The 19905-nt window shown below is 65.4% G+C and carries 15 protein-coding genes; 8 read left to right on the forward strand and 7 right to left on the reverse strand.

The genetic code is table 11. The features are described 5' to 3' along the window. Positions 1-2: 2 nt before the first annotated feature. The gene (aroC, locus tag LG047_RS16905) at positions 3-1076 is read right to left on the reverse strand and encodes a chorismate synthase (protein WP_227967911.1); all 1074 of its coding nucleotides are present in this window, start codon (positions 1074-1076) and stop codon (positions 3-5) included. Positions 1077-1268: 192 nt separating this feature from the next. Between aroC and LG047_RS16910 the strand changes: the two genes are divergently transcribed. Next, entirely contained in the window at positions 1269-1505 is a 237-nt protein-coding gene (locus LG047_RS16910; RefSeq protein ID WP_227967912.1) for a hypothetical protein, read from the forward strand. Positions 1506-1604: 99 nt separating this feature from the next. Here the strand turns inward: LG047_RS16910 and LG047_RS16915 are convergent, their stop codons facing one another. From LG047_RS16915 to LG047_RS16930, 4 genes are all read right to left on the reverse strand, one after another. After that, positions 1605-1907, reverse strand: a complete 303-nt coding sequence (locus LG047_RS16915) for an HdeA/HdeB family chaperone (RefSeq protein WP_036286364.1) — start codon at positions 1905-1907, stop codon at positions 1605-1607. A gap of 214 nt (positions 1908-2121) precedes the next feature. After that, positions 2122-6174, reverse strand: coding sequence for a Pls/PosA family non-ribosomal peptide synthetase (locus LG047_RS16920; protein WP_227967913.1), 4053 nt, complete (start codon positions 6172-6174; stop codon positions 2122-2124). Between the two features lie 119 nt (positions 6175-6293). Then, positions 6294-7418: a hypothetical protein gene (locus LG047_RS16925; protein ID WP_227967914.1), complete on the reverse strand. Its 1125-nt coding sequence runs from the start codon at positions 7416-7418 to the stop codon at positions 6294-6296. A 21-nt stretch (positions 7419-7439) separates the two neighbouring features. Beyond that, positions 7440-7976: a histidine phosphatase family protein gene (locus LG047_RS16930; protein ID WP_227967915.1), complete on the reverse strand. Its 537-nt coding sequence runs from the start codon at positions 7974-7976 to the stop codon at positions 7440-7442. A gap of 171 nt (positions 7977-8147) precedes the next feature. On the opposite strand from LG047_RS16930, the gene LG047_RS16935 reads away from it, so the two are divergent. Then, a complete protein-coding gene (locus LG047_RS16935) occupies positions 8148-9860 on the forward strand; it encodes a hypothetical protein (RefSeq protein ID WP_227967916.1) in 1713 nt (570 codons plus the stop codon). A 47-nt stretch (positions 9861-9907) separates the two neighbouring features. On the opposite strand, the gene LG047_RS16940 is transcribed toward LG047_RS16935, so the two are convergent. After that, the gene (locus LG047_RS16940) at positions 9908-11230 is read right to left on the reverse strand and encodes a methyl-accepting chemotaxis protein (RefSeq protein WP_036286388.1); all 1323 of its coding nucleotides are present in this window, start codon (positions 11228-11230) and stop codon (positions 9908-9910) included. A gap of 114 nt (positions 11231-11344) precedes the next feature. Between LG047_RS16940 and gshB the strand changes: the two genes are divergently transcribed. The 6 genes from gshB (at position 11345) to LG047_RS16970 (ending at position 19308) form a co-directional block, all read left to right on the forward strand. Further along, the gene (gshB, locus tag LG047_RS16945; RefSeq protein ID WP_227967917.1) at positions 11345-12298 is read left to right on the forward strand and encodes a glutathione synthase; all 954 of its coding nucleotides are present in this window, start codon (positions 11345-11347) and stop codon (positions 12296-12298) included. Between the two features lie 5 nt (positions 12299-12303). Continuing rightward, positions 12304-15120 (forward strand): [protein-PII] uridylyltransferase, encoded by a 2817-nt coding sequence (locus tag LG047_RS16950; RefSeq protein WP_227967918.1) that lies wholly within the window; start codon positions 12304-12306, stop codon positions 15118-15120. A 69-nt stretch (positions 15121-15189) separates the two neighbouring features. Further along, positions 15190-15786 (forward strand): nucleotide exchange factor GrpE, encoded by a 597-nt coding sequence (gene grpE / locus LG047_RS16955; protein WP_036289293.1) that lies wholly within the window; start codon positions 15190-15192, stop codon positions 15784-15786. Between the two features lie 14 nt (positions 15787-15800). After that, positions 15801-16820, forward strand: coding sequence for a magnesium/cobalt transporter CorA (corA, locus tag LG047_RS16960; protein ID WP_036289296.1), 1020 nt, complete (start codon positions 15801-15803; stop codon positions 16818-16820). A gap of 123 nt (positions 16821-16943) precedes the next feature. Beyond that, positions 16944-18452 carry a Do family serine endopeptidase gene (locus tag LG047_RS16965; protein ID WP_227967919.1) on the forward strand — a complete coding sequence of 503 codons (1509 nt, stop codon included), beginning with the start codon at positions 16944-16946 and terminating at the stop codon, positions 18450-18452. A gap of 172 nt (positions 18453-18624) precedes the next feature. Next, positions 18625-19308, forward strand: a complete 684-nt coding sequence (locus LG047_RS16970) for a response regulator transcription factor (RefSeq protein ID WP_227968520.1) — start codon at positions 18625-18627, stop codon at positions 19306-19308. Between the two features lie 10 nt (positions 19309-19318). On the opposite strand, the gene LG047_RS16975 is transcribed toward LG047_RS16970, so the two are convergent. Then, positions 19319-19762: a hypothetical protein gene (locus LG047_RS16975; RefSeq protein ID WP_227967920.1), complete on the reverse strand. Its 444-nt coding sequence runs from the start codon at positions 19760-19762 to the stop codon at positions 19319-19321. Positions 19763-19905 lie beyond the last annotated feature (143 nt).

Below are 19905 nucleotides of genomic sequence, written 5' to 3' on the forward strand. Positions count from 1 at the left end.
TGTCAGCCGCACTGCCCCCTGTGGCGCAGGAAATGATCCGCCAGCACGCAGGCCATCATCGCCTCGCCGACCGGCACGGCGCGAATGCCGACGCAGGGGTCGTGCCGGCCCTTGGTGACGATCTCGGTCTCGTTCCCGTCGCGGTCGATCGTGCGGCGGGGCGTGAGGATCGACGAGGTCGGCTTTACGGCGAAACGCACCACGATCGGCTGGCCCGTCGAAAGACCGCCGAGCACGCCGCCGGCGTGGTTCGACAGAAACGTCGGGCCAGAGCGCATCTCGTCGGCGTTTTCTTCGCCGGACAGCGCAGCGGCTGCGAAACCGTCGCCGATCTCGACGCCCTTTACGGCGTTGATCGACATCATCGCGCTCGCCAGATCGGCGTCGAGCTTGCCATATAGCGGCGCGCCCCAGCCGACGGGAACGCCCTCGGCGACCACTTCGACGACGGCGCCGATGGAGGAGCCATTCTTGCGCACCTCGTCGAGATAGTCGGCCCATTGCGCGGCGGCGACGGCGTCGGGGCAAAACAGCGGATTGCGATCGACTTCCGCCCAATCGAAACGCGCGCGGTCGATCTTGTGCGGACCAACCTGCACCAGCGCGCCGCGTATGGTCACGCCGGGGATGACCTTACGCGCGACGGCGCCGGCGGCGACGCGCGCGGCCGTCTCGCGGGCCGAAGAGCGTCCGCCGCCGCGATAGTCGCGCACGCCATATTTGGCGTCGTAGACATAATCGGCGTGGCCGGGCCGGTATTTGCCGGCGATCTCGCCATAGTCCTTCGAGCGCTGGTCGGTGTTCTCGATCATCAGCGCGACGGGCGTGCCGGTCGTCACCTGCCGGCCGTCGGGGCCGGTGAAGACGCCGGAGAGAATCCGCACCTCATCCGCTTCGCGCCGTTGCGTGGTGAAGCGCGACTGGCCGGGTTTGCGCTTGTCGAGGAAGCCCTGGATGTCGGCCTCGGTCAGTTCGATGCGCGGCGGGCAGCCGTCGACGATCGCGCCGAGCGCAATGCCGTGGCTTTCGCCGAAAGTCGTGACGCGGAAGAGATGGCCGAATGTGTTGTGGGACATTGTTTCCTGATCGCAGCGCTCGAGACGCGGCTTTTGTAGGGCGCGCGGGAATGTGGGTCAAACACCGGCGTCGAGCGGGCGCCGGGCCGGCGGATTCCCGTCTGGCGGCGAGAAACGGGTCCGGCTTTCGCCAGCGCTCGAAGTGTCGTAACAAAGTGGGACGAAATTCTTCAGTGAGAAACGAGGAGCTGCATGTCGAAGAAAGCGATGATGATCGCGGCGTTCGGGGCCGTGCTGGTTTGCGCGCCCGCGACGGCGCGGGATCGCTTCGACCTCGAGCATGGTCGCGGCGTCAATCACCACCGCAGCGGACATAACCGCACCGGCGCCTGGGTCGGCGACGGCCGCAGCGACTGGCGAGGCCGCCACGGCGGGCATCACGGGCACTTCAGCCCGCGCGGTCAGGGTGGGCATCACTGGGGCTGGTGAGGCCCGCGACAGAATGATCCTGCTGAAATGAAAGAAGGCGGATGCGTGGTTCGCGTCCGCCCATGTTTGAAGCCGTGCCGCCCGATCTCGGGCGAAGGCTCAATCCTTCTTCTTCGCGCCCAGAACCTTTTCGGCGGCGGTGCCCAATCCGAGGTCGGGGTTGGCGGCGCAGAATTTGCCGAGCTTGCCGGCGTTCTTTTTCATCTTTTCGAAGTCCATGACCGGCGGATCGTCATCACCCATGTAATAGGCGTCGAGCCACGCCACCGTCAGCCCGATGTCCTCGGCGCTGCTTTCCATCCACTCCTTGCACTTTACCGTGTTGAGATCGATTCTCTCCGCAAGCGCGGCGGAGGGCAGAAAAATAAAAGCCGCGATGAGAAATGCGCTGGACGTTTTCATGATTGCTCCACGACGGGAATTGACGATCAGAGCTTCCGGGGAGGGGTGATTATTGTCAAGTTCAAGAACGCCAAGGCTTTCCAAAAAATCTAGCAGTATTAAGAATTTACTTCACTTGCGCGGATGTCGGCCCGTCTTTTTCGAGCGTCGCTCCGCGAAGCGTGAACGCCAGCGCGGTCGCGTTGCGCAAGCGTGAACGGCGTCGTTCGATCGGCTATGCGGACGGTTCCGCCGGCGCGCCGATCCACTCGCTGTGCGCGGGAATGCTCTCGCCCTTCATCACCACAGTGAGGGGTCCGAGCCGCGCGTAATCGCCGATATGGGTGTCGTAGAGCACGGTGGAGCCGGCGCCGACCGTGACGCCCTTGCCGAGTTCGACGCGGCCGACCTTCATCACGCGGTCTTCGTAAAGATGCGTCTGCAGCGCCGCGACCATGTTGAGTGCGCAATAGTCGCCGACCTTCACGCAATCGAACTCCGTAATGTCGGTCATGTCCATGAAGACGCCGCGCCCGAATTTCGCGCCGAACAGCCGCAGCATCCATGGCAGGAACGGCGTGCCGCGCAGATGTTCGAGCAGCACCTTGCCGGCGAGGCCCCAGTAGAGGACGGCGCAGGCTTCCGTGCGCATCGCCCAGAAGGACCACATCGGCTTCACCTGCGGCTCATAGCGTCCCATAGTGACCCATTTCACGGCGACGACGGCGAGCGTCATGCCGATCGAGATCAGCACCGAATCCAGGATGAAGAGCGCGGCGACGGCCCCATATTCGCCGTCCACGAGCTTCTGGCCGAAACTTTCCACCGCCCATGTGCCGAAGGTCATGAACAGCATGGTCGGCAGCGAAACATTTACTGCTTCGTAGACTGCGCGCAGCGCCTTCTTCCAGAGAGGCGGCTGGTAGGTCCAGCTTGCGCCGCCCGCATCGAACGTCTGGCGGACGGGGAGCTTGATCGGCGGCGAGCCGAACCACGTGTCTCCCTCCGACATCTCCCGGTTTTCTGGCGGTTTCGACTTTATGCCGATGAGCGCATTGGCGGGAATTTCCGCGCCGGGCGGCACGACCGCGTCATTGCCGATGAAGACGCGGTCGCCGGTCTTCACATGTCTCAGATACATCCAGCCGCGGCGCACGTCCTCGTCGCCGAGCACCACCTCGTCGGCGATGAAGCATTTCTCGCCGATGTCGACGATGTCGTAGCGGCCGGAGAGATTGGTCGAGATCTCGGAATCCTTGCCGATCTTCGCGCCCATCAGCCGGTACCATGTGCGCATGTAAAGCGTGGCGAAAAGCGAAGAGAGCGTTTCGAGCGTCACTTCCGTCGCCAGCGCCACCGCCCATTTGCGCAGGTAAAACCAGGACCAGACCGAATAACGGCCTTCGCTCACGCGCGGCAGCACGATCCAGCGGAAGGCGACGATGAAGGCGACCGTCACCAGCACGAGCACGAAAGCCGTCGGCCAGGCGAAGACCGGGATCAGGGCAAGGTAAAGCGTCTGCTGCGACTCTGTGAGCTGCAGCATGCTTTCGAGCTTGTCGAAGGCCCAGAACGCGGGGAAAATCGGCAGAAGCCCGAGCGGCGGAATCGCAAGCACGAGGAGAGTGAAGAGGAAGGTCATCACGAGCCGCCGCCCCGGCTCCGCCCGGGCGGGCGCGTCGAGCGCGGATTCATCCACCATGCCGCTATGGCGCGCGGGCGAACCGTTCCAGATTTCATGCGCGCCGATCCGCGCGCCGGCGGGAACGGAGGTCAGATCCTCCAGCGCGGCGCCGTCGCCAATCACCACGTCGTTCTCGATCACGCATGACGTGCCGATATAGGCGTCGGCGCCGATGTCGATCGTTCCGATGACGAGTTCGTCGCCTTCGACTCGCGCGTTGGAGAGTTTCAGCTTGGAGCCCAGCGACGCGCCGGCTCCGATCGAGACGAGATCGATAGCGCCCATGTCGAGTTCGCTGATCAGCGCGTCCTCGCCGATCTTCGCGCCGAGGGCCGAGAGATAAAGGCGCATCAACGGCGACACCTGGAACCACTTGGCGTGGGTGAGGCCGATCAGCCGCTGCGACAGCCACCAACGGTAATAATAGACGCCCCACAAGGGATAACGCCCCGGTTTCGTGCGGCCGATGACGAGCCACTTGCCGCCGATCGAGACGAGCAGCGTCGCGACATTGACGCACATGTAGACGCCGAGGAGCGCGACCAGTTCGTCGAGCAGAGTCGCGTCGGGCGTGGTGATGAGCTGATAGGAAACGAAGACGCCGAGCCATTGCGCGGTGACGATGGCGAGAATGAAGGGCAGCGCCGCCGCCTGCGCAAGGCCGCAGAGGAAGCGTCGGAGCAGTGGCGTGGGTTTGAAGGAGAGATCGCGCGACCGGGCTTGCGCGTGAGTCTTGCCTTCGAGCTGCCCGGCCAGCGCGCGCAGCGTGCGCAGCGCATAAAGATCCTGCAATGTGATCGAGGCGAGTCGCGGCGTTTCGCGCACGACGGAGACGAAGCGCGCGGCAAGCAGCGAGTGGCCGCCGAGCTCGGTGAAGAAATCGGCGTCGAAGGGAATGGCGCCCGGCGGAAGCACGCGTTTTGCGGCGGCGAGAAGCGCCGCCTCCGTCTCGTCGCGCGGCTCTTCCTGTTCCTCGTTGCTCGGGGCGGGCTGCGTCAGAGTGATCTGCTTCAGCGCCTTGCGATCGACCTTGCCGGAGGAGAGTCGCGGCAGAGCCTCGACGACCTCGAAACGCGACGGGACCATGTAGGAGGGGAGAACCTCCCGCAGATTGCCGCGCAATTCGCGCGGATCGGGCAATTCGCTGTTCGTCACGACGAAGGCGACGAGTTCGTCGACGCCCGTCTCGTTACGCAGCGCCACGGCCGCCTGACGGATGTTGCGTTGATGACCCAGCACGGACTCGATTTCGCCGAGTTCGACGCGAAAGCCCCGGATCTTGATCTGATCGTCGATACGGCCGCGAAAGACGATGTCGCCTTTCTCGTCGAGAAGAACGGCGTCGCCGGAGCGATAGAGGATCGGATCGCCGCCATCCGACAAAAACGGATTTGCGATGAATTTTTCCGCCGTCAGCTCGTCGCGTTTGAGATAGCCGTTCGCGACGCCGGGCCCGCCAATCAGCAATTCGCCCTCGACGCCGGGCGGCAAAAGCTCCATCGCGTCATTGACAACGTAGCAAGTGTAATTCGGGATCGGCTTGCCGATGGTGACGGGCTCGTTCGGCCACACCTGCGCGACCGTCGCCACGACTGTCGCCTCGGTCGGGCCGTAGCTGTTGAAAATCACCCGCCCCGGCCGCGACCACCGTTCCGCTATGGCCGGCGGGCAGGCCTCGCCGCCGAGAATGATGACGCGCAGCGTCTTCACGTCGCGCGGCATGACGCCGAGAAGGGTCGGCACCGTGTCCAGCACGGTGACGCCGGCTTCCTCGAGAAGGTCTGGCAGGGCCTCCGTCTCGCCGATGATCTGTGGCGTCGCGACGAAAAGCGTCGCGCCGACGAGATAGGGAATCCAGATTTCCTCCATCGACAGATCGAAGGCGGCGGAGGCGCCCTGGAACACGACGTCCAACTGCGTCACGCCGTAGATTTCATTGGCCGAGCGCAGATAGTGGCAGATGTTGCGCCCCGAAACGACGATGCCCTTCGGCGTTCCCGTCGAGCCCGAAGTGTAGATGAGATAGGCCGGGTGGTCCGGCGTCGCGCCGAGTTCGCGCGCGGTGGGGATAGGGTCGTCGCCGGGAAGCGCGATTTCTTCGTCGACGAGCGTTTTCGCCTCGACTGACGGCGCCGCTTTCGGCGCGAAGGCGGCCGAGGTCACGAGAAGGCGCGACTCCGCGTCCTTCAGGCAAATCGCGATGCGGTCCGCCGGCGCATCGGCGTCGAAGGGCAGCCATGCGGCGCCGGTCTTCGCTATGGCGAGCTGGGCGATCAGCAGCTCCGGTCCGCGCGCCATCCACAGGCCGATCACGTCGCCGGGGCCTGCGCCATGCGCCAGCAGGCCGCGCGCGATGGCCGTCGCCCGCGCGTCGACTTCAGCGTAAGTGAAACGGCGTTCCAGCGTCGTCATGCAAAGCGCGTTGGGGGTCGCCGCAACCGTTGCAGCGAAGATCTCGCACAGCAGCTCATCACGCTGGAGATGCGGCGCATGCGGGCCGCGCAGCGCGGCGAGGGGCGTCGCCGCGTCGGCCGGGCGTCCGGGCTGCGGGTCGCGCGTCTCGACCGCCGACATGGGCGCGAGGTCGCTGCGGTTGTCTTTCATCTTTTTGACGAACCTGGAAAATTACTGACGCCCGAGGGGAGGGAGGGGCGTCTCGGGGGACCGTCTAGCACATGCGCCGGAGGGCTCCTATCCCGCGGCCGCGGCTAGCGAAATCCGTCTCAGCGCGCGGCGGCCGCAGGAGGCAGCTCGGGCGTCGTGGACGCTTCGGCCGCCGCAGGCGCGGTCGTCTCGGGCGATTCGGGCGGCGCTGGCTGAAGCGTCGCCGGATTTTCGAGCATCCGGCGCAGTTGCGCAACGGCGGCGACGATCAAGCCGGCGCGCGGGCGGGACGGGCCGATTTCCACCGCCGCCATATTTGCCATGACCTTGGCGAGATTGCCGGTCGGCTGGCCTGCGGCCGTGAACAGCATCAGATCCTCGTTGGGGCCGGAGACGACCCCCTCGGCGACATGGGCGGCGTAATTTGCGATGCGCGCAAGCTCGCCGGAGCAGTCGCCGAGTGAGCGGATCGGCGGCAAGGGCGGCAGGGACGCCGTCGCCAGCGCGCTCGGGGTTTCGACGTCGGGAGTGATGGTTTTGGGTTCGGCCCGCTCGCGCTTCCGGCTGCGGATTTCCGACACGCCCTCCATGATCGAGGGGGCGGGCAGAAGGTCGAGAGCGGCTGAGCTTCCGCGCCGGCTGGCCACGCCGCCGCCAACGCCGCCGCGTCCATGCGCCGCGAGCCAGCGCGCGCGAAGCGTGTTCTGGATGCCGCGCGGGGCGAGGCCCATGGGCACGACGCGCTGCGGCAGCATCCGCGCCATGCCGGCGCGCGAGGCTGGCGGGCCCGGCACGGCGTGGCCGATCATCGGCGTGCATTGCGCCGGCGCCCAGCGCTCGACGATGGCCCGCGCGGTGCGGCGTTTGTAATCGACGTAATAGCGGCGCAGAAGCAGCGCTGCGACGGCGGCTCCTTCCTCGGCCGTGGCGAAGGCGACGTGGCCGTCGGCGTCGGCGGCGATCTCGCCCGTCCAGCCTGCGCGCTTGATGCACCAGTAATTGTTGAGCTTCACGCAACGGGCGGGATCATTGTCCTCGGCGCCGGTCGCCCGCCGCGCCGCCGCGAGCGGAGACAGCTCGAGCGACAGCGCGCTTTCGAAGCGCCAATTATCCACGGCGCGCTTCTCGGGCTGATACGCCGGGGCGGAGGCGAATGAAAACAGCGCCGCCGGAGCGATCACGGCCGTCGGCGGCTTTTGCGGCGTCGCCGCCGCAAGCATTGTCACAAGCGCTTCAACCAGCATTGCGTTGAACGCCTTCCGGCGTCAGTCCGGATCGTCGTCTTCGTCGCCGCGCAGGCGTGCGGGCGTCACGAATCGATGAAGCCGCGCCGCGCCGCGACGGACCTCGGACCAATGATCGGTCTCGAAGTCGAGAATTGCCAGCGCGGCCGTTGGATATTTGGAGCGCATCAGGTCGATGTCGGCGGGCTCTCCACTTCCGGCCAGATAATAGGCGAGTTCGGCGAAGCCCGGATTGTGGCCGACGGCGAGAAGCGTCTTCACCTTGTCGGGCGTCTGTCGCAGCACTTCCACGAGATGGTCGACCGTCGCGAGATAGATCGTGTTTTCAATCAAGTGCGTAACGTGAGCGGGAAACGCCTCGAGCGCCCGCTCCAGCGTCTGCTTCGCGCGCCGGGCGTTGGAGGCGACGGCGAGATCGGGAGTCATGCCCTCGTCGTGCAGAAATTCGCCGATCCGGCGGGCGTCTTCCTCGCCGCGCCTCGTGAGCGGGCGTTCACGGTCGCCGCCGGCGGAGTGACGGTCGGCCTTGCCGTGGCGAAGGAGAAGGAGTCGTCGCATGAGCTCTCTCTAGCACGTGAAATGGAAAAATCGCATCTGGCCGGAGGGGGTATCTGGCTGCGACTAAACAACACGGGTCTTTACCCGGCCGGCGCGCCCGTGCAAGCTCCGCGCCGCCGCCGAAGCCCTGTTGGAACAACTCATATGCACAGGAAATTCCCCGGGACAGTCTTGTCGCTGCACATTATGGAGCGGAAAGCGCGCCTGGCCGCCGGGGCGGCCGCGATTTTTTTTCCCCTCGCCGTTCTTCACGCTGCAGAGAAAGGGGTTGGCGTCGACAATCTTGCGTTCACGGTCGGAGCGACGACCTATCGCATCCCGCATCTCGACATTCAGGGCGCGGCCCTCTCCGCGGCCGAGCTGACGCATCTTTTCGATGGCGACGACAAGGCGATCGACGCCCGCCTCGCCAATTTCTCGGCGAAAAAAATCGTCATTCCATCGCTCGCGACTGAAACGCGCAGCGGCGGAACGATCCAGCGCAGCGCCTATCGCGATGTCACGCTCGAAAATGTCGTCGCCGGTCGAATCGGCGCCGCGCGGGCGGCGGGCGCCGAACAGACCGTCGAAAAGCCGGATGGCGGGGCCGAGCGCTATGTCTGGAGCGTCCTCGCGTCGAAGGGTGTGGATCTGCGGCAGCTGGCGCGTCTCGCGCTCGCGACCCGAACCGATCCGAACGAGGCAATGAAGCCGCTCGTCGACGAAGAGACCGTCGAATCCTCGACGTTCGAGGACAAGCGCGAAAATCTCGTGGTGAAGACGGGGCGACTGACGCTTGCGGGCGTGAAAGGCCGGGCCCTGCCGACGCCGCCCGCGCAGCTGTTCGAGCGGCTGGAGGCGTTCGATCCGGAAAAGGCGGGAACCGACGCCGCATTGTTGCGCGAACTGGTCGACGCCTTTGCCTCCTTCCAGCTCGCCTCGCTCGAGGCTCGCGACATCGTGGCGACCGGCAAAGGCCAGCCGGCCGAGAAGCCTTACACGGTGAAGATCGGCCGGGTTTCCGCAAACAGGATTGCCTCGGCCACGGTGGGCGATTTCACGATCGAGGATTTCGCGCTCGCGTCCTCGGACGGCGGCAAGGTCTCGCTAAAGCATTTCCTCATGCGCGACGCGCGGGTGGGCGCGTTCATCCAGGGGCCTTATCCGGGTTTCACCCATATCGAGGCGAAGGGGCTCGACGCGGATCTTCCCGATCCCAGGGCGGGCGACAATTCCCGAATGAAATTCCGTCTCGAAGGCGCCACGGCGGATTTCACGAACTTTCGCGAGATCGCGCCCACGAAAATCGCCGGCCGAATGGATCGGCTCGTGATCGATCTCGCCGCGCGCGGCGAGGCGCTCTCGACGGCCCAGTTCGTCGCGCTCGGCTATCGTGACCTCGACCTCTCGGCGGCGGTCGCCGGCGAGTGGATCGAGAAGTCGCAGGAGGCGATCTTCGCGCCCGTCCGGCTGGAGGGCAAAGAGATGGGCGCAGCGACGCTGAAGGTGACCTTCGGCGATGTTTCGAGCGCCGTTTTCTCGTCGATGACCATCGTCTCTAGGGCGGCGGCGCTGGCGGCCTCGGTGAAATCGGTGGATTTCACCGTGGAGGGCGGGGGACTCGTCGACCGTGTTCTGGCGCTGGAGGCGAAGGAGCAGAAGACCTCGATCGAGAAGGCGCGGGCCGATTACGCGAAAACGGCCTCGATGGCGATCGTCCAGCTTGCCGGGGGCGGGGAGAAAGCGACGCGGATCGGCGACGCGGTCGCCGCCTATATCCAGAAGCCGAAACGCCTCCACCTGCGGCTCGCGTCCGAGAGAGGCGTCAATGCGCTCGACGCGCTGACGAGGAAGCCGGGAGAGATAATCGAGAGCATGGAGGTCGAGGCGTCCGCGGAGCGGTAAGGCGCGCGTCCCGCCTCCTCCCCCGCGAGGGGGAGGCGAAGCGTCGGTCAGCTCGCGAGGCTCTTGGCCAGCTCGTCGGTGTGCGCGTGCATGCGGCGGGCCATCTGGTCGATCTCCCGGGCCATGGAAACCATCGCTTCCACCCCCGCGCCGGTTTGCGCCATGGCGCTCGCCACCTGCTCTGCGTGGGCCGACATGGCGCCGGCGCTATTCGCGGCCGAGCGCACGCTGCGGGCGATTTCCTTGGTGGCGGCGTCCTGTTCGTGCACGGCCGACGTGATGATCGCGGAGATGTGCTCCACCTCCGCAATCTTGGCCTTGATCTTCTCGATGGAGGTCACCGACATGTCCGTCGCGGCCTGAATTTCCGCGATCTGGTCGGCGATGTCCTGCGTCGCCTTGCCGGTCTGGGTGGCGAGGCTCTTCACCTCCTGCGCCACGACCGCGAAGCCGCGGCCCGCCTCGCCCGCGCGCGCCGCCTCGATGGTGGCGTTGAGCGCCAGCAGATTGGTCTGGGCGGCGATGCGGGAGATGAGATTCACCACGTCGCCCACCCGGTTGGCGGCCGCGGCCAGCCGCAACATTTCTGCGGCGGAGCCATTGGTCTCGACGACGGCCTGACGCACGACGGCGGTCGATTCGACGGCCTGACGGCTGATCTCGCCGATTGCGGCGAGCAACTGCTCGGAGGCCGTGGCGACGGAGGCCACGTCGGCGGCCGCCTGCGTCGACGCGGTGCGGGCGAAATCGCTATCGGCGCGGGCGCGGCGCTCCTGCACGATCATTTCCTCCGAGGACTGGGCCATGCGTTTGGTCATGTCGCCGAGCTTGGCTGTGGTGGCGGAGAGCTCCACGGAGTAATGCTCCACCTTGTCGCGGATGGCGGCCTCGCGGCGCAGCCTCTCCTCTCGGTCGTCGCGCGCCTTGATCTCGGCGGCCATTTCGTTGTTGGCCCGCACAGCGTCGCGCAGCACGACCAGGGCGCGGGAAATGTCGCCGATCTCGTCCTGGCGATCGGTGTCCTTGACCTCGATGCGGGTGTCGCCGGCGGCGAGGTCGGTCATCTGCTTGGCGATGGTCTTGATCGGGATGGCGATGGTCTGGTGCATTGTCGGCACCGACACGCCCACGACGAGAAAGCCCGCGACCAGTGTGCCCACGAAAAGCTCAATGGAGAGCGAACTCGCCGCCTCATAGGCCGCCCGGGCCAGATTCGCGGTCTGGGCGGCGTTGGCGGGATCGGCGGCCGCGGCGGTGAGGTCGCGAACGTTCATCGTGCCGAAATAAGCGGCGGCGCCCATCATGAGCAGCAGGGTCAGAAACAGGAATTGGCGAAAGACGAGGCCGGCGCCGATGGATAGATTGCGCATGTGCTCGATTGTCCTGCTATTGGGATTCGGCACAGTCTAGGTCGCCATCCTTTCACGGCGGGTTAACAGTCACGTTCGAGCCTGAAACGACGTAGAATCAAGGCGGGAGGCGAAATGTTAGAGGTCGCGGTCCAGATGGACCCATTGGAGCGGATCAATTTCGCGGGCGATTCGACCTTCGCCCTGATGCTGGAGGCGAAGCGCCGGGGCCATCGCCTGTGGTTCTACACCCCCGACCAGCTCTCGCTGGAGGGCGGGCGGCTGACCGCGCGCGCCCATCACATCGACGTCTTCGACGATCCCGACCGTTATTACACGCTGGGGGAGGCGCGCGAGATCGACCTGATCGAGATGGACGTGGCGCTCCTGCGGCAGGACCCGCCCTTCGACCTCGCCTATATCACCTCGACGCATTTCCTCGAGCGCATCCAGTCGCGCGTGCTCGTGGTCAACGACCCGGCCCATGTGCGCAACGCGCCCGAAAAAGTCTTCGTGATGGAGTTCGCGGACCTGATGCCGCCGACCGTCATCACCCGGGACCGCGCCGCTATCGAACGTTTCCGCGCGACATATGGCGACATCGTCATGAAGCCGCTCTACGGCCATGGCGGCGCGGCCGTCTTCAAGGTCACGCCGCGCGACCCGAATTTCGGCTCGCTCTTCGACATGTTCCACACGACCTTCCGCGAGCCCTGGGTGGTGCAGCAATTCCTGCCCGAGGTCGCCAGGGGCGACAAGCGCATCCTGCTCATCGACGGCGTGGCGATGGGCGCGATCAACCGCGTGCCGGCGCAGGACGACATCCGCTCAAACATGGTGCGCGGCGGCGCTGCGGCGGCGACCGAACTCGACGCCCGCGAGCAGGAAATTTGCGCGCGGCTCGGGCCGGAGCTGAAAAGGCGCGGCCTGCTTTTCGTCGGCATCGACGTGATCGATGGGCGCCTGACAGAGATCAACGTCACCTCGCCGACAGGTCTGCGCGCGCTAAAACGGGTGGGCGGGCCGGATCTTGCCGTGCCGCTCTTCGACGCAATCGAGGCGCGGCTCAAAGCGCTGCGCGCGGGATGACCGCCATGGATCAGAGTGTGACGCACGCGAGCGTCTTCGACGGCCTCGACCCGACGACCGGTTTTCAAGGTTTGCGCGCGGCGCTCGCGCCGCCCGTCGCGGAACTTTGCAGGACCGAGCGCGGTCATGCGCGCCGCACCGCGGTCGTGGAGCTGTTTCGCGCGGCGCTCGACGAGGGACGCGCCCGCGCCCGCGCCCGTCTCGAAGCGCGCGGCTCGGGCATGGAATGCGGGCGGCTTCTTTCGCAGCTCGAAGACGAGCTGATCGGCGCGATTTACGATTACGTCGTGCGTTACGTCTATACGGTCGACAATCCGACCTTCGCCGAGCGCCTGACGATTGTCGCGGTCGGCGGCTATGGGCGCGGTCTGCTGGCGCCGGGCTCCGACATCGATCTTCTCTTCCTGCTCCCTTACAAGCAAACGCCCTGGGGCGAGAGCGTCATCGAGGCGATCCTCTACATTCTGTGGGATTTGCGCCAGAAGGTCGGCCACGCCTCGCGCTCCGTCGCGGAGTGCATGCGGCAGGCGCGCGACGACATGACGATCCGCACGACGCTGCTCGAGGCGCGCTTCATTCTCGGCAATGTCGAATTGTTCACCGAACTGCAGGAGACCTTCAACCGCGAAATCGCGCGCTGGGACACGAGCGAATTCGTGGCGGCGAAAATCGCCGAGCGCGACGCGCGCCTGCGCCGCGCCGGCGCCTCGCGTTATCTCGTCGAGCCGAACGTGAAGGAAGGCAAGGGCGGCCTTCGCGATCTCAATACGCTGTTCTGGATCGCGAAATATGTGTTTCGCGTGCGGGAGACGAAGGAGCTCGTCGCGGCAGGACTGTTTACTTCCGCCGAGCTCAGCCTTTTCGAGCGCTGCGAGGAGTTTCTGTGGCGCGTGCGCTGTCATCTTCATTTCGCGACCGGACGCGCCGAGGAGCGCCTTACTTTCGACATCCAGCCGACCATGGCGGCGCGTCTCGGTTATCACGACCGCGCGGGCCTTTCGCGCGTCGAGCGCTTCATGAAACATTACTTCCTCGTCGCGAAGGAAGTCGGCGATCTCACCGCCATCGTCTGGGCGGCGCTGGAGGCGAAGCAGGCGAAGCCTCGCGCGATTTTCGATCGCTTCCTGCAGCCCTTCCGCCGCCGCCGCAGCAAGGCGCCGCAGGGCGACTTCATCATCGATCACGATCGCATCAGCATCGCGGATGAAAATGTCTTCCACAGGGATCCGGTGAACATCATCCGTCTGTTCTGGATGGCGGACCACCACGGCTTGCCGTTGCATCCGGACGCGATGCGCGCGGTGACATTGTCGCTGCGCGAGATCGACGCCGACCTGCGCAACGACAAGGAGGCGAACCGGCTGTTTCTCGAAATCCTGATGTCGCGCAACATGACGGAGATCATGCTGCGGCGGATGAACGAGACAGGCGTGCTCGGCCGCTTCATTCCCGATTTTGGGCGCGTCGTCGCGATGATGCAATTCAACATGTATCATCACTATACGGTCGACGAGCATCTGTTGCGCGCCGTCGGCGCGCTGTCCGATCTCGAGGCCGGGCGCCGGCCGGAGCATCAGGCGTTGGTGGGCGAAATCCTGCCCACGATCGTCAATCGCAAGGTGCTTTATCTCGGGCTATTCCTTCACGACATAGCCAAGGGCCGCAAGGAGGATCACTCCATCGCCGGCATGGAGGTGGCGCGCACGCTCTGTCCGCGCCTCGGTTTCACGCCCGGCGAAACGGAAAGCGTCGCCTGGCTGGTCGAGCACCATCTCACAATGTCGAGCTATGCGCAGAGCCGCGATCTTTCCGACCGCGTCACGATCGAGAATTTCGCGGCGATCGTGCAGACGATGGAGCGGCTGAAGATGCTCTTCGTGCTGACGGTCTGCGACATCAGCGCGGTTGGCCCGAATGTTCTCGACGCATGGAAATCGCAGCTTTTGCGCGTTCTCTATTGGGAAACCGAAGTCGTGCTCGGCGGCGGCCATTCCGCCGTGGACCGCAAGAGCCGCGTCGCCGCGGCCGTGGCCGAGTTGCGCGCGGCGCTGCCGGAATGGAGCGACGAGGATTTCGATGCTTACGCGAAACGTCACTATCCCGCCTATTGGCTCAAGGTCGATGTGGCGAGAAAGGCGCGTCACGCGGAGATGCTGCGCGCCCTCAACGGCGCGACGGCGCCGCTTGCGACCGCGGTCGATCTCGACAGGACGCGCGGCGCCGTCGAACTGACAGTCATTGCGCCGGACAACACACGGCTCCTGTCGATCATCGCGGGCGGCTGCGCGGCGAGCGGCGCCAATATCGTCGACGCGCATATTTTCACGACCGTGGACGGGCTCGCGCTCGACACGATCTTCTTCTCGCGCGCGTTCGATTACGACGAGGACGAACTTCGCCGCGCGCGCCGCATAGCGGAGTTCATCGCCAGGGCGCTGCGCGGCGAGGTCATCGTCTCCGACGCCGTCAAGGCGCGGGCGACAACGATCAAGCCCATCGCAGCCTTCACCATCGCGCCCGAGGTCGTGGTGGATAACAGCCTGTCGAATGTGTACACGGTGATCGAAGTGTCGGGTCTCGACCGGGAGGGGCTGCTTTTCGACCTCACCAACGCGATCTCGAAGCTCAATCTCAACATCGCCTCGGCGCATATCGTCACCTTCGGCGAGCGGGCGGTCGACGCCTTTTATGTCACTGACCTCACGGGGGCGAAAATCATCGCGCCGCAACGTCAGGCGACGATCAAGCGGCAACTGCTGGAGGTCTTTCAGCCGTCCGCCGAAAAGCGGCCGGCGAGGGGACAGGGGGGCGGAGCGACTTGATTTTGGCGGCCGCAGCGCAGATATCGGGGCCTTTGAAGCGCGGCCTTTCTGGAAAAGATGGATGAAAACATGAGCGATCAGAGCAACGAGGGTAAGAACGCCGGGACGCCGCGGCCGGAGCAGGCGGGCGCATCATCGCTGTCTCAGCCCTCGGCGGAATCGAATATCAACGAGCCGGAGCCCTTCACGGAACTAGAGAATCTCTACGCCGAGAACGCCGGGCTCAAGGACAAGCTGCTGCGCGCGCTCGCCGACGCGGAGAACGTGCGCCGCCGCGCCGAGAAGGAAGTTTCCGACGCCAAGCTCTACGGCGCCGCCAATTTCGCGCGGGAGATGCTGTCCTTCGTGGATAATCTCCGCCGCGCAGTAGAAAGCGTGCCGCAGGACAAGCGCGGCGGGCTTGATCCCGTAGCCGCCTCGCTGCTCGAAGGCGTGGAACTGATGGAGCGCGATTTCCTTTCGCGTCTCGGCCGCTTCGGCGTGAAGAAGATCGAGGCGCAGGGCGCGCGTTTCGATCCAAACCAGCATGAGGCGCTTTTCGAGATCCCCGACGAGAGCCAGCCGGCCGGCACGGTCGCGCAGGTCGTCGAGCAGGGTTACATGATCGGCGAACGCGTGCTGCGCCCGGCCAAGGTGGGCGTGACGCGCGGCGGCCCGAAGGCCTGATGGGGACGGCGCCCATGGACGATCTGGCGCAGGATTTGGCGAAGACCGCCGTCGCCAGGCACGCGCCGGGCGTCGTCAACGCCGCCGTCTACCGGGACGGCGTGAAGGTCGCCGACATCGACATCGACGAGGCCGGCGCGTGGTCGAAACGCGAAGGCCATGTCGTCTGGATCGGGCTCTACGAGCCGCCGCTCGATCTCCTCGAACGTGTCGGACGGCAGTTTTCGTTGCATCCTCTCGCGATCGAGGACGCAGCCAAGGCGCATCAGTTCCCAAAGCTCGAGGAGTTCGACGACAGCATCTTCATCGTCGCGCGCACCTCGCAGATGGAGGACGGCCGTGTGGCCTTCGGGGAAACGCATCTTTTCGTCGGGCGCGGCTATGTCGTCAGCGTGCGTCACGGCGCGTCGAAGACCTATGCGCATGTGCGCGAACGCGCCGAGGCGCGCGCGCAAAGCCTGTCGGAAGGCGAGGATTTCATCGCCTATGCGATCCTCGATTTCATCGTCGATAACTACTTTCCTGTCCTCGAAACCATAAATTCCGAGGTCGAGGACATCGAGGACCATGTCCTTTCGACGACGATGGGCGCGGCGGAGATCGAGCAGCTTTACACCTTGCGCCGCGACCTGCTGCGTCTGCGCAACGCCGCCGTGCCGCTGTCGGACGTCTGCCGGCGTCTGGAGCACACGGACATCGTCATCATCGACAAGGTGATGCGCCCGCATTTCCGCGACGTGCGCGACCATCTTCGCCGTGTGCAGGAAAGCATCGACACGATGCGCGAGACGCTTGAATTCGCGTTCGAGGCGAGCCTGATGAACGCGCAGATGCAGCAGACGAACATCTCCCGCCGTCTGGCCGCATGGGCGGCGATTCTCGCGGTGCCGACGGCCATCGCCGGCATCTATGGCATGAATTTCGAGCACATGCCCGAGCTCAAGTGGGAATATGGCTATTTCGCTGTGCTCGGCTTCACGATCGCAATTTGCGTCGTGCTCTACTGGCGCTTCCGCCGCTCCGGCTGGCTCTAGTCTTTCCCTTACGAAAGTTTCATTCCGCGGCCATTGGCCTGCAAGGGGCGCAACTCCATCTTGTGACTGCAGGCGGCGACGAGGTCTCCCAGCCTTCGCCGCGACAGATGGAGAGTTTTTCCAATGGTTCTTCAGATTTCCCAGCGCGACTCCCGTGTGTTGACCGCCTCCTCCCGGCGTCCGCGCGCGTCGCGCTTCGCCTTGATGGGCGCCGCGGCGGCGCTCGCCTTCGGCGTGGCGATGGGCGTTCCAGCGCCCTCCGCCTATGCCGAGGCTCCGCAGACGCTCGCGACCGTGACCGGCCCCTCCTCCTTCGCCGATGTCGTGGATCGCGTGAAGCCCGCCGTGGTGGCCATCAAGGTGAAGGCGACCGAGGAAGACCACGATCACTTCGACGTGCCGGGGCTTTCGCCGGATGACCCGATGTACCGCTTCTTCAAGCGTTTCGGCGAGGATGGCGGCCGTGGACAGAAACACGTGACCATGTCGCAGGGCTCGGGCTTCATCGTCAGCCCCGACGGCTATGTCGTGACCAACAACCATGTCGTGGAGCATGCGAGTGAAGTCGAGGTTGCGCTCGACAGCGGCAAGACCCTGCCGGCGAAGGTCATCGGCACGGACAAGCGCACGGATCTCGCGCTGCTCAAGATCAGCGACGGCGACAAGCTGCCTTATGTGGAATGGTCGAGCGCCAATCCGCGCGTCGGCGACTGGGTGATTGCGGTCGGCAATCCCTTCGGCCTCGGCGGCAGCGTGACGGCGGGCATCGTCTCGGCGCGCGGCCGCGACATCGGCGCCGGTCCCTATGACGACTTCCTGCAGATCGACGCGCCCGTGAACCGCGGCAACTCCGGCGGCCCGGCCTTCGACACGCGCGGCGCCGTCATCGGCGTCAACACCGCGATCTATTCGCCTTCGGGCGGCTCGGTCGGCATCGGCTTCGCCATTCCGGCGGAGGTCGCGAAGGATGTTGTCGCCGCGCTCAAGGAGAAGGGCGCTGTTTCGCGCGGCTGGATCGGCGTGAAGATCCAGAACGTGACGCAGGAAATCGCCGACAGCATGGGCCTCAAATCCACCAAGGGCGCTCTGATCGCGCAGCCGCAGAAGGGCGCTCCGGCGGAAGAGGCGGGCCTGAAGGCGGGAGACGTGATCATCGCCGTCAATGGCGAGAAGATCGAGACGCCGCGCGAGCTGGCGCGCAAGATCGCTGCCATGGGGCCGAAAAAGTCGGTAGACATAACCTTCCTGCGCAACGGCGCAGAGAAGACCGTGAAACTCACCCTCGGCGTGTTGCCCGAGGAAAAGGAGGCGCGCGCCGACAATGATTTCGGCGGCGGCGACGGCGGGGAGATCACCGGGCTCGGCATCGAGGTTGCGCCGGCTTCCGAGGTTCGCGGCGCCGGCCGGGAAGGCGTGATCGTCACGGACATCGATCCGAGCGGTTCGGCCGCGCAGAAAGGCGTGCGGCGCGGCGACGTGATCGTCGAGGCGGGCGGCCAGACCGTGAATTCGCGCGCCGATCTTGCAAGCGCCTTCGACGCCGCGCGCAAGGAGGGCCGTCGCTCGGTCCTGCTGCGGGTGAAGTCGGCGGATGGCATGAAATTTGTTGCCGTGCCCGTGAAGGCGGGCTGACGACAAGTAGAGCTTCTAGCGACGTGGACCCGGAGACTGCACCCGCCCGCAGACAGTCCACGCATAGAAGAGCGACGGGATAGGCCAGCCCCCTCCTGGCCCCCGTCCGTGCGGCAGGCTGGCGCGATGCGCCGCCTGCCGTTTTTTTCAAAGGTCAGCTATCATGGCCGCCATGCGCATATTGATCATCGAAGACGACCGCGAGGCGAGCGACTATCTCGTCAAGGCTTTCCGCGAGCAGGGCCATGTCGCCGACCATGCGGCCGACGGGCTCTCGGGCTACGCGAGCGCGAGCGAAGGCGACTACGACGTGCTGATCGTCGACCGCATGTTGCCCAAGATGGACGGGCTCTCGCTCATTTCCAGCCTGCGCGAGCAGAAGGTCGAGACGCCGGCGCTCATTCTCTCGGCGCTGGGACAGGTGGACGATCGCGTGAAGGGCCTGCGCGCGGGCGGCGACGACTATCTGCCCAAACCCTATTCCTTTTCGGAGCTGCTGGCCCGCGTCGAAGCTCTGGCGCGTCGCCGCGTCGGGCCGCGCGGCGAGGAGACCCATTATCGCGTCGGCGATCTCGAGCTCGATCGCCTCTCGCACAAGGTGACGGTCGGCGGACAGGAGATCGCCTTGCAGCCGCGCGAGTTCCGGCTGCTGGAATATCTGATGAAAAACGCCGGGCAGGTTGTGACGCGCACCATGCTGCTCGAAAACGTCTGGGATTATCACTTCGACCCGCAGACCAACGTCATCGACGTGCACATCTCCCGGCTGCGCGCAAAGATCGACAAGGGACGGGAAAATCCCTTGCTGCACACGATACGCGGAGCCGGTTACATGATCCGCGAGGGGGCGAGATAGTCTGGCGGCTTTACCACCACCAGCCGGGACCGCCCCATCCCCAGCCCCAGCCGGGGCCCCAACCGCCTCCCCATCCCCAGCCGGGTCCCCATCCCCAGCCGCCGTAACCCCAGCCGCCATAACCCCAGCCCCAGCGGGGCGCGGTGGCGGCGGCGATGCCCGCGCCCATGATGCCGAGCGCGGCTCCGGCGAACATGGCGCCGGCGGGGTCATACCCATAGCGGTAGTAACGCGGGTAACGGTAGCGGTAGTAGTGCCGGCGCGGATAGTAATAACCTACGCGGTACCCGCGGTGATATCGGCGGTAGTGCACTGTCGACGTTGGCGCCGACAGGGAGACGGTCGAGGGCGGGGCGACGCTCAAAGGGCCGGCGAGGGCTTCGAGCGGCAAGGCGCCGATGGCGGTTGCGCCGCAAAGGGTTCCGGCAATCACGGAATTGATACGCTTACGCATGATATTTCACCCTTTTCTGGGTTTTACGCGAAGAAAACGTCAATCGGCTCCCGATTGTTCCCTTTCTCTGCGGGGCCGTCGCAAAAGAGTGGGGACAGTTGGCGCGACAGCGCCCATATCTCGACAGTAACCACTTCCGGTCG

Source organism: Methylocystis sp. WRRC1, assembly GCF_020733155.1.
Lineage (GTDB): Bacteria > Pseudomonadota > Alphaproteobacteria > Rhizobiales > Beijerinckiaceae > Methylocystis.